Origin of the sequence: Acinetobacter sp. A22, assembly GCF_030913345.1 — a bacterium.
Classification (GTDB): domain Bacteria; phylum Pseudomonadota; class Gammaproteobacteria; order Pseudomonadales; family Moraxellaceae; genus Acinetobacter; species Acinetobacter junii.
In genome coordinates this window covers 1,290,611-1,305,274 of record NZ_CP133162.1, presented here as the reverse complement: position 1 = coordinate 1,305,274, position 14,664 = coordinate 1,290,611, and the positions used below count along the sequence as shown (strand labels likewise).

The window sequence follows — 14,664 nt, the reverse complement described above, 5'->3', positions numbered from 1 at the left end:
GAATTACCGAGAGTTAATTACACTCGCGCACAATTGAATCATGGCTTCAAAACTCGTATCTGTTTTACAACTACGCATCGCTATACGTTTAAATTCTTTTAACTTACAGAAATAGTTTTCAATGAGATGACGCCATTTATACATAGTCGTATCAAATGCTCTCATTACTTTTCGATTAGATTTGGGTGGGATCACCACTTTCACTTTACGTTCATTGAGTTCTTGGATGAGCCAATCTGCATCAAATGCTTTATCAGCTAGTAATGCTTGAAAATCAACATCTTCAATTAAAGGTTTGGTTTCTACTAAATCGTGATATTGACCAGGCATTAATCGAAACTTAATGAGGTTGCCTAGACTATCCACTAAGGCAAGAATTTTACAGGTCATTCCACCTCGAGATTTACCTATAGACTGTTTGAAAGTCCCCCTTTTGCACCTTGCCCATGTCGATGAACTTTAACAATCGTTCCATCAATCATGGCGTATTCCAAATCAACATCTTCATTTACAGATGCAAAAATAGTTTCAAATACACCAGCTTTAACCCAGTCACGGTATCTTTTAAAGACGGTATTCCATTTACCAAAATGAGCAGGTAGATCACGCCATGGACTGCCTGTACGGGCAATCCATAGGACTGCTTCTAAAAATAATCGATTATCTTTTCCACTACGACCTCGATCGGTCACTTTACCTAGGCAAAAAGGTTCCATTTTTGCCCATTGGGCATCAGTAAGTATGTATCTATCCATAGTACTATTATAAATTAATCAGTAGTCTTTGTTAATTCTCAACAAGCCCTAATATTTCTAATATAAAATGTACATTTTATCTCTTAATTACTAAATTGGTCATACCAGTTTAGTGTATAAGTGTAATAAACTATTCAATCTAGTAGTTAAGCATTTCAAGGAGTAGACAATGCTTCAACAGTGGCAACAAATTTATGATCCCATGGGCAATATTTGGATTTCGAGTGCAATAGCGCTAGTTCCCATTGTTTTCTTTTTTTTGGCATTGGCTATTTTTCGTATGAAGGGGAGTGTAGCCGCGACAATTACCGTTTTTTTAGCCTTTCTGGTCTCATTATTTTTATACAAAATGCCAATCGGAATGGCATTGGCATCAATGGTCTATGGATTCTTCTACGGACTGTGGCCAATTGCATGGATTATTATCGGTGCAGTTTTTATATATAAGATTTCAGTAAAAACAGGACAGTTCGATATTATTCGCTCCTCTATTCTGTCAATTACAGAAGATCAGCGTCTGCAAATGCTATTAGTTGGGTTTGCTTTTGGTACGTTTTTAGAAGGTGCGGCAGGTTTTGGTGCGCCAGTCGCAATTACTGCGGCACTGTTGGTGGGACTCGGTTTTAAGCCTTTATATGCGGCTGGGCTATGCCTGATAGTTAACACTGCACCTGTTGCTTTTGGTGCAATGGGAATTCCGATCATTGTCGCTGGGCAGGTTTCAGGTGTTGACACTATGGAAATCAGTCAAATGGTGGGTCGTCAGTTACCCTTTATGGTGCCAATTGTATTGATCTGGATCATGGCAATTATGGATGGCTGGCGTGGGGTTAAAGAAACTTGGCCTGCTATTTTAGTCGCCAGCTTATCTTTTTCTTTAGCGCAATATTTAACATCAAATTTTGTTGGTCCAGAGGTGGATCAGGAAATTTGAACAACACTTATAAGTGATATTTTGCTCCCCAAATGATGTTATAAACATCAATATATGGAGTATTTTATGGCACGTAGACCAAGAAGAAATCATTCAAATGATTTTAAAGCTAAGGTAGCACTTGCTGCGATTAAAGCAGAAAAAACACTTGCTGAATTGAGTGCTGAATTTGATGTTCATCAAAACCAAATTATCGACTGGAAAAATCAACTGATTTCAGCTTCCTCGCAAGCTTTCGATCAATCAAAAGCTCCAACAGAACCACCCATCGATCTAAAAAAACTACATGCAAAAATCGGTGAGCAGGCATTAGAAATTGATTTTTTAGAAGGTGTGTTGAAGAAACTGGGCCGCTTCAACCACAAAAGTTAATCGATGACTCACTTCAGATTTCAGTATCTAAGCAAGCTCAGCTGCTGAAAGTCTCCCGTGGTTGTTATTACTATCGCCCAAAACCTGTGAGTGCATCAGATCTGAAGCTGATGCGGTGTATGGATGAGTTACATATGCAATACCCTTTTGCAGGTAGCCGTATGATGCGTGATTTGTTGAATCGTCAAGGACATCATATAGGACGACGTCATACACGTACTTTAATGAAGAAAATGGGCATTAATGCGTTATATTGCAAACCAAATTTAAGCCAGGCTAATCAAGCTCACCGCAAATATCCATATCTGCTCAAAGGATTGGCTATTCAGCGCAGTAATCAAGTGTGGTCTACGGATATAACGTATATCCCTATGGCAAAAGGCTTTGTTTATTTATGTGCTGTGATTGATTGGCATAGCCGCAAGGTACTAGCGCATAGAGTATCGATTAGTATGGAGGTTACATTTTGCATAGAAACATTAAATGAAGCTATTGAAAAATATGGTCGACCTGAAATATTTAATACAGACCAAGGCAGTCAGTTTACCAGTGATGCATTTATTGATGTATTGAAATCAAATGGCATTCAAATCAGTATGGATGGTAAAGGTCGATGGGTTGATAATGTGATGGTTGAACGATTATGGCGGAGCGTTAAATATGAAGAGGTGTATCTCAAAGCTTATAGCAGTGTCACAGATGCGAAAAAGCAATTGAGTGCATATTTTGAGTTTTATAATCTGAAACGACCTCATTCGAGTCTAGACAAAATGACACCAAATGAGTTTTACTATGATCAGCTACCCCAACAAAACAAGGTGGCTTAACTAGAGCGGAATATCACTTATAAATACGCTTTTAGTTGTTCAAACATGTGGGACCACCTCTGTCCTGAATTACCCGATATTACTGCTGCAATTGCATCATTGGTCAGTTTGACAATCTTACTTAAGTACTGGAAGCCAAAACATATTTTTCGTTTTCAGGATAAAGATTTACAAGTAGATGAAACTATTATCAAGCAAGCTCGTAAACAATATAGTGTGGCACAGATAGCCAAAGCCTGGTCTCCATTTCTGATACTTACAGCAATGGTGACGGTCTGGAGCATCAAACCTTTTAAAGATTTATTTGTTAAGGACGGTGCACTAAGTGATTTAGTAGTTTTAATTAAAGTGCCGTATTTGCATCAATTGATTCAAAAGCTACCGCCTGTCGTGCCTGAAATTAAAGATTATGATGCGATTTATAAGTTTGATTGGTTATCGGCAACGGGTACGGCGATTATGTTGGCGGCATTGATCACGATCATTTATTTAAAAATGAAACCTAAAGAGGCAGTTTCGACATTCTTTGAAACCGTGAATGAACTAAAAACACCAATTTATTCGATTGGTATGGTGCTGGCTTTTGCCTTCATTGCAAACTATTCAGGTCTGTCAGCAACGCTTGCTTTAGCACTGGCACATACCGGTCAGGCTTTTACCTTCTTCTCACCATTCTTGGGTTGGGTTGGGGTGTTTCTTACAGGTTCAGATACTTCAGCTAACGCATTGTTTTCAGCGTTACAAGCCACTACAGCACAGCAAATCGGTGTGCCTGAAGTCTTGTTAGTTGCTGCCAATACCAGTGGTGGGGTAACAGGTAAGATGATTTCCCCTCAATCAATTGCGATTGCTTGTGCGGCAGTGGGTTTAGTTGGTAAAGAATCTGATTTATTTAGATTTACAGTAAAACACAGCATTATCTTTACGGTGATGATTGGTATTATTGTGACCTTACAAGCTTATGTTTTCCCGTGGATGATTCCATAAACGGGTCAAGGAAAAAAATGAAAGTCTCCGACAAAGTGGTACAGCGTTTACGTCTATTGATTGAAAAAAATAATGTGCAAGTCGGAGAGCGATTGCCTGCTGAACGGCAACTCTGTGAACAGTTGGGTGTGTCTCGTAGCTCTTTACGTGAGGCGATTCAACAGCTGGTTACCGCAGGGATTATTCAGAGCAAAGCGGGTGCAGGCACCTATTTAAAGCAGTTGCCTGCACATTGGTCACAGCATCAAATCGTTGAGCCATTATCCGGTTTGATAGATCAAGATCCTGAATATCGTTTTGATGTACAAGAAGCTCGTATGGTGCTTGAAGGTGGTACAGCATGGTATGCCGCACAACGTGCCACACCCAGTGATTTGATCAATATTCGTCAGTGTTTTGAGCAGATTAGCCATTTTCAGGCTTTAGGTGATGATGCCCACGCAGCAATAGCAGATGCGAAGTTTCATCTAGCGATTGCAGAAGCATCCCACAATTTAGTACTGATCCAAATGATGCGTAGTTTGTTTGATTTATTGCAAGACAACGTGATGTTAGGGCGACGTAAAGTCTACACTACACCACAACATTTTGAACAATTGCATGACCAGCACTTTGAGGTGATGGACGCAATTGAACGTCAAGACTCAGAGACTGCACGTAAAGCAGCTTGTGGGCATATTGAATTTGTTGTTCAACGCGTACGTATGATCGATGAAGAAGAAGCTCGTCGTCAACGTTCGAGTCGATTAAATAGGACATAAGTTATGATTATTTCTTCTGCAAATGACTATCGTGAAGCTGCGAAACGTCGTTTACCGCCATTTTTATTTGAATACATCGATGGTGGCGCCTATGCGGAATATACCTTAAAGCGTAATGTAGAAGATTTATCAAAAATCGCTTTACGTCAACGTGTGTTAAATGACATGTCTGAGCTGAGCTTAGAAACGCAATTGTTTGGTGAAAATTTGGCGTTGCCAGTGGCATTGTCACCTGTAGGTCTAACGGGTATGTATGCGCGTCGTGGTGAAGTTCAAGCCGCGGTTGCCGCAGATAAAAAGGGCATTCCATTTACCTTATCAACAGTTTCAGTTTGTCCGATTGAAGAAGTGGCACCTGCGATTCAACGTCCAATGTGGTTTCAACTGTATGTACTACGTGACCGTGGATTTATGAAAAATGCCTTGGAACGTGCTAAAGCCGCAGGCTGTTCTACCTTAGTATTCACAGTCGATATGCCTGTTCCAGGTGCACGTTACCGTGATGCACATTCAGGAATGAGTGGTAAAAATGCTGCAATGCGTCGTTATATGCAATCGTGTATGCATCCACACTGGGCTTGGAATGTCGGTTTATTGGGTCGTCCGCATGATTTAGGTAACATTTCGAAATATTTAGGTAAGCCGACAGGTCTGGAGGATTATATCGGTTGGCTGGGCAATAACTTTGACCCTTCAATTTCTTGGAAAGATCTTGAGTGGATTCGTGATTATTGGGAGGGTCCCATGGTTATTAAGGGGATTTTAGATCCTGAAGATGCCAAGGATGCAGTACGTTTTGGCGCAGATGGAATTGTGGTCTCCAATCACGGTGGTCGCCAGCTTGATGGTGTTTTGTCTTCTGCTCGTGCGCTTCCTTCAATTGCAAGTGCGGTCAAAGGTGACATCAAAATTTTAGCAGATTCAGGGATTCGTAACGGTCTTGATGTAGTACGTATGTTGGCTATGGGTGCAGATATTTGCATGCTTGGTCGTGCATTTGTATACGCACTTGGTGCTGCCGGCGGTGCTGGGGTAAGTAATTTACTAGATTTGATTGAGAAAGAAATGCGTGTGGCAATGACATTGACTGGTGCAAGAACCATTGCAGATATTACATCGGATTGCTTGGTCAAGTTAGAGAAAGAGTAAGCGATTTAATTACTCACATTAGTAAATTTCTGCCAACTTTCCTTTGAAAAAAGAGATTCTTATCCGAATAATTTAGGTAAACAAAGCTTTCTTTTGAAAAAGGGGCTTCGATAGTTTAGAAAGAATCTCTTCTAATCTTCACTTGTGCTGAATTTTAAAGCCGTGTTTTAAAAGATACCTAGGAGAGAGAATTATATTATTTGGGCATTTATACAATAGAAGACTTAAAAATGATAAACACTCAATCCTCTTCTCGACAGACTATTCAAAAACTAATAGATATTGTTGGTAAAAACAATGTGCTGACTGATGACAAAGATACTCGTTTGTATCGCCAAGGCCGCCGTTACGGTACAGGAAACGTCTTAGCTGTCGTTGTTCCTGGGACATTGGTCGAACAATGGAAAGTGCTTGAAATAGCGGTAGATGCTGGTTGTATCGTAATCATGCAAGCCGCTAATACAGGACTCACAGGTGGCTCAACTCCATTTGGCGATGATTATGATCGTCCAGTATTATTAATGAGTACCCGTCGTCTAAGGGGCATTCAAGTAATCAATGAAGGTAAGCAAGTCATTTGTTTACCAGGTGCGACTTTGGATCGTTTAGAAAAAGAATTAGCAGTTTTTAATCGTGAACCTCATTCAGTCATTGGTTCATCTTGTATCGGTGCTTCAGTTTTAGGCGGCGTATGTAATAATTCTGGTGGAGCATTGGTGCGTCGTGGGCCTGCGTACACAGAACTTGCATTATATGCGAGAGTGAATGATCAAGGCTCGCTTGAATTAGTCAATCATTTAGGTGTGAATTTGGGTCATTCTTCTGAGGAAATCTTATCGAATTTGGAACAACAAAAATATCAAATTGCCGACATCGAAAATGAGAGTCAGTGCTGTGCATCAGACCATCGTTATATTAAAGATGTGGCGAAAATTGATGAAAACACGCCGGCACGTTTTAATGCTGATCCATCCCGTTTATTCGAAGCATCGGGCTCAGCGGGTAAAGTCTGTGTGTTTGCAGTGCGTTTAGATACGTTTGAGAGAATTTCAAGCCAAGTGTTTTATGTGGGGAGTAATCACCAAGAAGATTTAACCAAAATCCGTCGTTTTTTACTGAAAGATTTGCCGCGTATTCCTATTGCTGGTGAGTATATTCATCGTGTTGCTTATGACATTGGTGCTGAATATGGTAAGGATACTTTTATGTTTATCGAGAAGTTCGGTACAGCCAAAGTGCCTGCTGCGTTTGCGATGAAAGATAAAATAGATGGTTATCTTGAAAAAATGAAAATGCGAGGTCTTTCTGATAAATTTCTGCAATTGCTGACAAAATTTCTACCGTCACACTTGCCGAAGCGTATGAATGCATTTCGAAATTTATATGAGCATCATTTGGTACTACGTATTGAAGATCAAGATGTTGCTGCGGTAGAGGCATTTTTAGAAAGCTACTTTGATCATCACGAAACTGGTGATTATTTCCTTTGTGATGAAGATGAAGGGCGAAAAGCATTTTTACATCGTTTTGCGGTCGCAGGTGCTGCAATTCGTTATCGAGATACGCACCGATCAGAAGTTGAAGATATTGTTGCATTGGATATCGCACTTCGCCGTAATGATCGTGAATGGGTAGAAACTTTACCTAAAGAAATGGATGAGCAGATTTTACATAAATTGTATTATGGACATTTTTTATGTCATGTATTCCACCAAGATTACATTGTTAAAAAAGATGTTGATCCTTTAGCTATGGAACATGCAATGTGGCGTTTGTTAGATAGCCGCGGCGCTGAGTATCCAGCAGAGCATAATGTTGGACATTTATATGTGGCTAAACCTGCGCTGAAAAATCATTATGAAAAACTTGATCCAACCAACAGTTTTAATGTCGGTATTGGACAGACATCTAAGCTTAAAAATTGGAAGTAACAGAAAATATTTTTAATGCATCGTATATTGGTAATAAACAGCCTAAAATAACGATATCTAGGATCTATAACCCTAAACCCATTTAAGCCAATGATTTCTTAATCTGAATGGTTGGCTTATTGTGAGAGCATATAGAGATGCACAGATACCGCTTAAAAAGCCCTTCATACTACGGACTCTACTCGTCATTAAATTGTATTACCCTTTTAATAAACTGAATGATATTGATCTAATTTATTTTTTAAATCATCAATGATTTCAAACATTGCCTTGTCCCTGTATATGTCTAGGATCACCGACAAACCCGGTACGGTTCATCCATCGCATCTCTTGAGAAAAAACGAAGAACATACAGTGCTGAATTTAAACAGCAGATCGTTCAGGCTTGTAAAGCACCGGACCTTTCAATTGCTTCGGTTGTCAACAGCATTCTAAAATTGCCCCCTTTGACCTCGTATTAAGTTTCAACCTGTGGCTGAATCCCTATTCTTTTTTTACCCTTCAAGCGATAACTCTCACCCGATATTTGTACCACATGACAGTGATGCAATAACCGATCTAACATCACAGCGGTCAACGTGACATCATCCGCAAAGGATTTGGACCATTGGCTAAATGGTAAGTTACTCGTCAATATAGTACTATAGCCAAGTTCTAAATGGGATATTCAAAAGATTTTAAAGACAAAGTCATTGAGATTTTGACTAGAAATAAAATGTCTGTGCGAAAAACAGCAAAGCATTTCAATGTTTCTACACGTACGTTCCAACTGTGGCAAAAGTCCACAGAGCGAAAACCTCTTCTTAGACCCTATTATTTTTAGGGGGGGATTACCCAATGTACTATGATAAGATTAACCCGTTAGGTCAGGTGGCTTAACTTAAATAAAAAAAGTCTCAGACAAACCCGGTACGGTTCACTCAAAAAAATAGGAGCTTAGAGCTCCCATTTTTATATTAACTTTCTAAGTCTCTATGTTAATTTGAAGAATACTTCATCATAACGTCCGAATACAGCTATATTTTTTTGATTTCTACAATATCACTTGATTCAATGAGCGATTGGATATTACCAAATAAACTTTGAATATAATCAGACGCTATATGGATATCTAAATCCTCTCTGCTACGCCATTCTTCTAAGAAGAAATATCTACTCGAGTCATTTTCGCTAATATAAAGCTCATATTTCAAGCACCCTTCTTCGTGAAGCGTAGGCTCTATTACGCTATTTAAAAGCGCTTCTAACGTCTCTTTTTGATCTGATTTTGCCTTAATGTTCGCAATTACTGAAATAGTCATTATTTCACCTTTAATTTGTTTTAGAAGTTTTCTAGTACAATTTTGCCTTTTGACTTGCCTGATTCAAGCAACTTATGCGCCTTCTCCAAGTTTGCAGCGTTAATATTGCCTAGATTTTGGTTAAGCGTACTTCTAATTTTTTGCTGGTCAACTAATTGAGCAACCTGTTGCAACAGTTCACCTTGCTTTTCAATATCATCGGTTTCAAACATTGAACGGGTGAACATCAACTCCCAATGGATAGAAATAGATTTAGTCTTAAACGGCATAATATCAAATGTTTGTGGATCATCGATCAATCCAAGCTTGCCTTGTGGTGCAATCAGAGAAACTATTTGCTTGATATATGTTTCTGTATGATTTGTAGAGAATACGTATTTTGGTTTTGCAATACCTAGTGCTTCGATTTGTTCGTTTAAATCTTTGCTATGGTCGATGACATGGTCGGCACCCAGTGATTCCACCCAAGATTTCGTTTCTTCACGTGAAGCTGTTGCTATAACAGTCAGATTTGTTTTTGCTTTTAGGAGTTGGATAGCGATTGATCCTACACCACCTGCGCCACCAATAATTAAAATACTGCCAACTTCTGTTTCTGAAATTTGAAACCGATCAAACAGCATTTCCCATGCCGTTATTGCAGTTAATGGCAATGCTGCTGCTTCTGCATTAGAAACTGTAATTGGTTTAAGACTGATAATTCGTTCATCGACTGCTTGAAACTCAGCATTACTACCATCTCGGGTTAAATCACCAGCATACCAAACAGAATCTCCTACTTTAAACGAGGTAACTTTTGAGCCAACTTCAATAATTTCCCCAACGGCATCCCAACCTAAAATACGATTATTTGCTTCAGACGAATTTTTTCTCACTTTGGTATCAACTGGATTCACAGAGATTGCCTGAACTTTTACCAGTACATCACGCTCCTTAAGCGTAGGCTTTGCTTTTTCAATATCTACCAATGAATTTTTAAAATCATCATGGTTATTGATAACATACGATACGGCTTTCATAAATTTGTCCTTAGCTTTAAAAAAAATATAGTAAAAATGGGAGCGAGGTGCTCCCATTTTATGTTATTCAATCGTTAAAACTTTTGGCTCGTTGGGCGTAAAACAATTTCATTAATATCTACATCCGCAGGCTGTTCAATTGCATAAGCAATTGCTCGAGCGACTGAGTCAGCTGGTATGGCTTGTTTGTAGAAATCAGTAACAAACTCTGAACTTTCTTTATGAGAAGAACCGAATTTTAGTTCTGACTCAACTGCACCAGGCTCAATAGTCGTCGTTCTAATTGTGCCCCCAACTTCATGACGAAGTCCTTCAGAGATGGCTCTTACAGCAAACTTAGTACCGCTATAAACAGTACCTCCTGGACTAAATACTTTTATCCCTGCAACAGATGCGAGATTAATAAAGTGTCCAAAGTTTTGTTTTTGGAAAACAGGTAGGGTAGCTGCTATACCATAAAGAACACCTTTAATATTAATGTCGATCATACGATCCCATTCATCAACTTTTAGCTCACTTAATGGTGCAATAGACATTAATCCAGCATTGTTTACCAATACATCGATTTGACCAAATGCGCTTAATGCCTTTTCAATAAGTGCTTGTACTTCCTGTGGTTTGGTTATATCCATACCAATAAATTCAGCTTGACCACCTTCAGCACGAATGTCGTGAACAATAGCCTCTAATTTTTCAGTACGTCTAGCACCAAGGACAACCTTTGCACCTTTTTTAGCAAGTAAGCGAGCAGTAGCTTCACCTAAACCACTACTTGCACCAGTGATAACAATAACTTTATTTTCTATATTATTCATACAAGTGCCCTTCAACCTATCTGTCAATCATATTTGATGGATTAAGTATTACAGCCTTGTTAGGTATAATAAATGAATAATATTATCTTTCAGAATTCCTATTTACGGAATAATTGCCATAACACAGGATTGGACATGCATAACAAATTGGAAATGATGCGTATCTTTTGTGTCGCAGCAGAGTCTCGAAATTTTAAAGAGGCAGCAACTCAGCTGGGTATTTCCCCACAGGCAGTGACACGGGCAATAAAAGAACTAGAAGAGCAGCGCGGAGAGATTCTGTTTTACAGGAGTACTCGACAAATTAAAATTACCGCTGATGGTGAACGTCTGGCAAAGCAAGCACGTTTTGCGGTGGGATCGATCGATGCTTTGTTTGTAAAAGACACCAAGGAAAAACGAGATGAAATGCATGGGACTGTCCGTCTTACTGTGTCGTCTGTGTTAGGGCGCAAATTGGTAGTACCCGCACTAGCAGAATTTGCCACACGTTATCCAGATATTGTCGTGGATTGTGTGCTCACAGATTCACACTCGGATGTGATCGATGAGCGGATAGATATCGGGATCAGATTTGGATTTTTGCCGGACAATCGATATGTGGCAAGGGAATTGGCTAAAGTGAACTTTTATTCTGTGGGTACGCCAGAGTTAATTGATAAGGTCGGAATGCCTAAAAAAATTATTGACCTTGATAAATACCCTCTAACAGCACTATTCGATCATAAAACAGGGCGTTACTGGCCATGGACATTCACCGAAAGTCGAAGCTTCACGCCATCAAAGCCTCGTTTTATTACAGATGATCTAGAAGCTGAATTTCAAGCTATTCTCGCTGGAGTTGGATTCGGACACATGCCTGGATTTCTAGTTTTGCCGTGGCTTAGGAGTGGTAAGCTCATTCAGATACTTCATGAGGAAACCTCTCCCGTTTGGCGCCTGTATTTATATCGTCCACAGCGGGGCCCGACACCTTTGCGAATCCGAGCATTGTTTGATTACTTAGCGGAAGTGCTGGGCCGTATAGAAACCTGAATCAGATAATACCATCACGTATCTAGAGTAACTACAATTTTTCCTATTTGCTGATTTGATTCAAGATAGCGCTGAGCGTCATGCATGTCCTCAAAGTTAAAGCAACGGTCGATCACTGGACGAAGATATCCTGCACCTATACTGCTAAGAATAAATCGTCTGGCTTGCTCCCTTAGAACAGGGTCATGCAGAACCTCAAGGAACAAAAAACCTCGCATGATTAAGCTCTTGCGTAATGCAACTTTAAGGGGAAATGGTGTGATCTCAGGGCTAAGTGCACCATGCATAACCATAGTTCCTCCCACAGACATCGCTTTTGCAATCTGTTGAATATGTGGCCCTCCTACAGCATCGAAGGCGACATCAAGATATTCTCCACCCAAACGTGAAACAAGCGCCTCATACAAATCTGGTTCATCTTCACTGGCTATAACATTTTTAACACCGAGATCTAATAAGCGTTGCTTTTTCTCTATCGTCTGTGTACTTGCAATGACCTTAGCACCCGCTGCTTCAGCGATCTGTATCGCAGCTAGTCCTACACTGCTTGAAGCTGCTGTGATCAAGATCGTTTTTCCTTTCGAAACTCCACCAGCATGGATTACACCACCCCAAGCCGTCAAATACTGCATCCAGATTGAAGAAGCTTCTTCCCAGCTTAAACTATCGGGTTTATGAACTAAAAAAGTTTCTGGAATCAGAAGCTTGTCCGCATATGTCCCATATTTGGCTAGATTGTCAGTTGGAAGAATCGATACTGCATCTCCTGGAGAAAATTGGCGTACACCTTCACCTATCGCCAGAACTACGCCTGCTCCCTCATATCCCAGACGAGAGGGGAATACTGCCTTTTGAATATAAGTACCACGCCGAAACATTACATCAGCCCGGTTGAGTCCGATCGTTTTCATCTGGATTAGAACTTCTCCTGCGGCTGGTAAAGCCACAGGAAGTGTTTCTAATGTCAGAACATCTGTATCTCCAATACTATTGAAGCGCCAAGTCTTGGCCTGAAGTGCGTTAAATGACATCAATCACGACCTTAATATTGGCAGAGCGATCTTGAACAGCATCATGAGCCTCAATCGCTTGGTCTAGAGTAAAATGACGAGGATCAACAATAGGACGCAGTTTACCTTCCTCAACAAGACGAGTAGCGATCTTAAGGATATCACCATGATGAGCACGGCGATTGCCTGTTAACATCGGCATGAGGACGAATACGCCAGACACTGTGGCACAACGTAGAGATGAACTCGCTAAATTATGATTACCAAATGCAGCACAGCTGGTAATGTGGCCATAGTGAGTTGTCATGGAAAGTGAAGCTTCGAGTACCGGACCACCCACAGTATCGTAAACAATGTTAAAACCTTGACCCTCAGGGCTTGCAGCAATAATGTCATCGGAAGATGCTGTTGTGTAATCGAGAGGTGTTGCACCGAGTTCTGAAATCAGTGATTGATCAGCTGTACGACCAGTCGCCCAAACATTTGCATCAAGTGCTTTTGCAAGCTGAACCACCATATAACCAACGCCACCAGCACCACCCTGAACCAGTACAGTTTGCCCTGGTTGGACCTTCGCATGATCCACTAAACCCTCCCAAGCGGTGAGGAACGTCAATGGTAGTACTGCTGCCTCGCGCATAGAGATATTCCGTGGCTTTAATGCGATCAGATCAGTATCTGCTACAACATATTCTGCTAAAGATCCTTGAAGACCACGAACGCCACCAATCAGACCGTAAACTTCATCTCCGACGTTGAAGTCGGTGACACCTTCACCAACAGCAGTGACAACCCCAGCCATATCTGTTCCCAACACGGCAGGAAGCTCTGGCATAGCATATGGTGCTTCACCAAGACGAATTTTATAATCAATAGGGTTTACACCACTCGCATGAATACGTACTAGAACTTTCCCAGCCTCTGGTTGAGGTATAGGGAGTTCTGTACGTGTAAATTTATGATCACCATAATTTTCTAAGATAAGCGCATTCATCATCTTATTCATAATTGTTCCTTATTTTTAACTGGGGGATGATATGCACAGTACCAAAGTAAATTAATCCAATAAATGATATTTATAGGATTTAATAATTCCTAAATAATGAATAATAAATATCATCCGCTCACTAAAAATATTCTAGTACAGTCTGTAAAGGCAGTTTAATCTAAACTGTCGGTAGTATTTTCAAGGCTTGAAACGTTCAAAATATCTACAAAGTGGCTAAAATTTGAAACATAATTCTAAAAGGTCACAGCATTACAAAGAACATGAGACAAAATAAAAAGTGGGAGCTAAAAGTCCCATTTTTTTTGTGACCTTCGCATAAGCTCTACGATGTTAATTTAAAAAAACTAAAAACAGGGATAGAAAATTTTCGCTAAAGACCTTTTTGATTTTTCGATTTATAAAAATTATTGCTTTTTTGATACTATGGGGTACTATAGTATTAATGTTAGCAAATAAGGAGGTCTGATGCCTAATCAGGTTGAAGACAAAAAAAAGATTCTTCTACGCGTCAGAAAGATCAAAGGTCAGACGCAAGCGATTGAAAAAGCGTTAGAAGACAATGTGGAATGTGGTGCAATTCTGCAACAAATATGCTCTGTGCGTGGTGCTATTAATGGTTTAATGAATGAAATGTTGGAGGTTCATTTAAAGGACACTTTAGTATCAGGTGAAACCACAGAACAACAACGAAAAGAAGAATTGGCTGAAATCGCCAAGATTCTAAAATCATATTTAAAATAGATCTGTATAAGGAATTAT

At 39.9% G+C, this 14,664-nt stretch carries 11 protein-coding genes and 4 pseudogenes; 8 read left to right on the top strand and 7 right to left on the bottom strand.

Annotation, left to right across the window (positions count from 1 at the left end; translation table 11 throughout):
* Positions 1-3 precede the first annotated feature (3 nt).
* Positions 4-716 (bottom strand): annotated as a pseudogene (locus Q9Q86_RS06525) (IS5 family transposase).
* 208 nt (positions 717-924) lie between these two features.
* Here Q9Q86_RS06525 and Q9Q86_RS06520 point away from each other — a divergent pair.
* From Q9Q86_RS06520 to dld, 6 genes and pseudogenes are all read left to right on the top strand, one after another.
* Positions 925-1,674: pseudogene (locus tag Q9Q86_RS06520) on the top strand (lactate permease LctP family transporter); the annotation flags it as partial.
* A gap of 69 nt (positions 1,675-1,743) precedes the next feature.
* Positions 1,744-2,888 (top strand): IS3-like element ISAba14 family transposase gene (locus tag Q9Q86_RS06515; RefSeq protein ID WP_100833519.1). Its coding sequence is split into 2 segments (ribosomal slippage): positions 1,744-2,008 and positions 2,008-2,888, totalling 1,146 coding nucleotides; the frame shifts between segments, so codons are not numbered across the junction.
* Positions 2,889-2,951: 63 nt separating this feature from the next.
* Positions 2,952-3,875, top strand: a pseudogene (locus Q9Q86_RS06510) (lactate permease LctP family transporter); the annotation flags it as partial.
* A 17-nt stretch (positions 3,876-3,892) separates the two neighbouring features.
* Positions 3,893-4,636 carry a transcriptional regulator LldR gene (lldR, locus tag Q9Q86_RS06505; protein ID WP_112986597.1) on the top strand — a complete coding sequence of 248 codons (744 nt, stop codon included), beginning with the start codon at positions 3,893-3,895 and terminating at the stop codon, positions 4,634-4,636.
* A gap of 3 nt (positions 4,637-4,639) precedes the next feature.
* Entirely contained in the window at positions 4,640-5,785 is a 1,146-nt protein-coding gene (lldD, locus tag Q9Q86_RS06500) for an FMN-dependent L-lactate dehydrogenase LldD (RefSeq protein WP_004961411.1), read from the top strand.
* Positions 5,786-6,015: 230 nt separating this feature from the next.
* Positions 6,016-7,716, top strand: a complete 1,701-nt coding sequence (gene dld, locus Q9Q86_RS06495) for a D-lactate dehydrogenase (protein WP_004915291.1) — start codon at positions 6,016-6,018, stop codon at positions 7,714-7,716.
* A gap of 457 nt (positions 7,717-8,173) precedes the next feature.
* On the opposite strand, the pseudogene Q9Q86_RS06480 reads toward dld, so the two are convergent.
* The 4 genes and pseudogenes from Q9Q86_RS06480 to Q9Q86_RS06465 all read right to left on the bottom strand — a co-directional run.
* Positions 8,174-8,359: pseudogene (locus Q9Q86_RS06480) on the bottom strand (ATP-binding protein); the annotation flags it as partial.
* A 373-nt stretch (positions 8,360-8,732) separates the two neighbouring features.
* The gene (locus tag Q9Q86_RS06475) at positions 8,733-9,017 is read right to left on the bottom strand and encodes a putative quinol monooxygenase (RefSeq protein ID WP_112986598.1); all 285 of its coding nucleotides are present in this window, start codon (positions 9,015-9,017) and stop codon (positions 8,733-8,735) included.
* A 20-nt stretch (positions 9,018-9,037) separates the two neighbouring features.
* Positions 9,038-10,036, bottom strand: coding sequence for a zinc-binding alcohol dehydrogenase family protein (locus Q9Q86_RS06470; protein ID WP_112986599.1), 999 nt, complete (start codon positions 10,034-10,036; stop codon positions 9,038-9,040).
* A gap of 74 nt (positions 10,037-10,110) precedes the next feature.
* Positions 10,111-10,851, bottom strand: coding sequence for an SDR family oxidoreductase (locus Q9Q86_RS06465; protein ID WP_112986600.1), 741 nt, complete (start codon positions 10,849-10,851; stop codon positions 10,111-10,113).
* A 135-nt stretch (positions 10,852-10,986) separates the two neighbouring features.
* On the opposite strand from Q9Q86_RS06465, the gene Q9Q86_RS06460 reads away from it, so the two are divergent.
* Positions 10,987-11,886, top strand: coding sequence for a LysR family transcriptional regulator (locus Q9Q86_RS06460; protein ID WP_112986601.1), 900 nt, complete (start codon positions 10,987-10,989; stop codon positions 11,884-11,886).
* A 14-nt stretch (positions 11,887-11,900) separates the two neighbouring features.
* Here Q9Q86_RS06460 and Q9Q86_RS06455 read toward each other — a convergent pair whose 3' ends face one another.
* Both Q9Q86_RS06455 and Q9Q86_RS06450 read right to left on the bottom strand, forming a co-directional pair.
* The gene (locus tag Q9Q86_RS06455) at positions 11,901-12,917 is read right to left on the bottom strand and encodes a zinc-dependent alcohol dehydrogenase family protein (protein WP_112986602.1); all 1,017 of its coding nucleotides are present in this window, start codon (positions 12,915-12,917) and stop codon (positions 11,901-11,903) included.
* The gene (locus tag Q9Q86_RS06450) at positions 12,907-13,902 is read right to left on the bottom strand and encodes a zinc-dependent alcohol dehydrogenase family protein (RefSeq protein ID WP_112986603.1); all 996 of its coding nucleotides are present in this window, start codon (positions 13,900-13,902) and stop codon (positions 12,907-12,909) included. Before Q9Q86_RS06450 ends, Q9Q86_RS06455 begins: the two co-directional genes overlap by 11 nt.
* 468 nt (positions 13,903-14,370) lie before the next feature.
* Here Q9Q86_RS06450 and Q9Q86_RS06445 point away from each other — a divergent pair, with 468 nt between their 5' ends.
* On the top strand, positions 14,371-14,646 hold the full coding sequence (locus Q9Q86_RS06445; protein WP_001133624.1) for a metal/formaldehyde-sensitive transcriptional repressor: 276 nt from the start codon (positions 14,371-14,373) through the stop codon (positions 14,644-14,646).
* Positions 14,647-14,664: the final 18 nt, after the last annotated feature.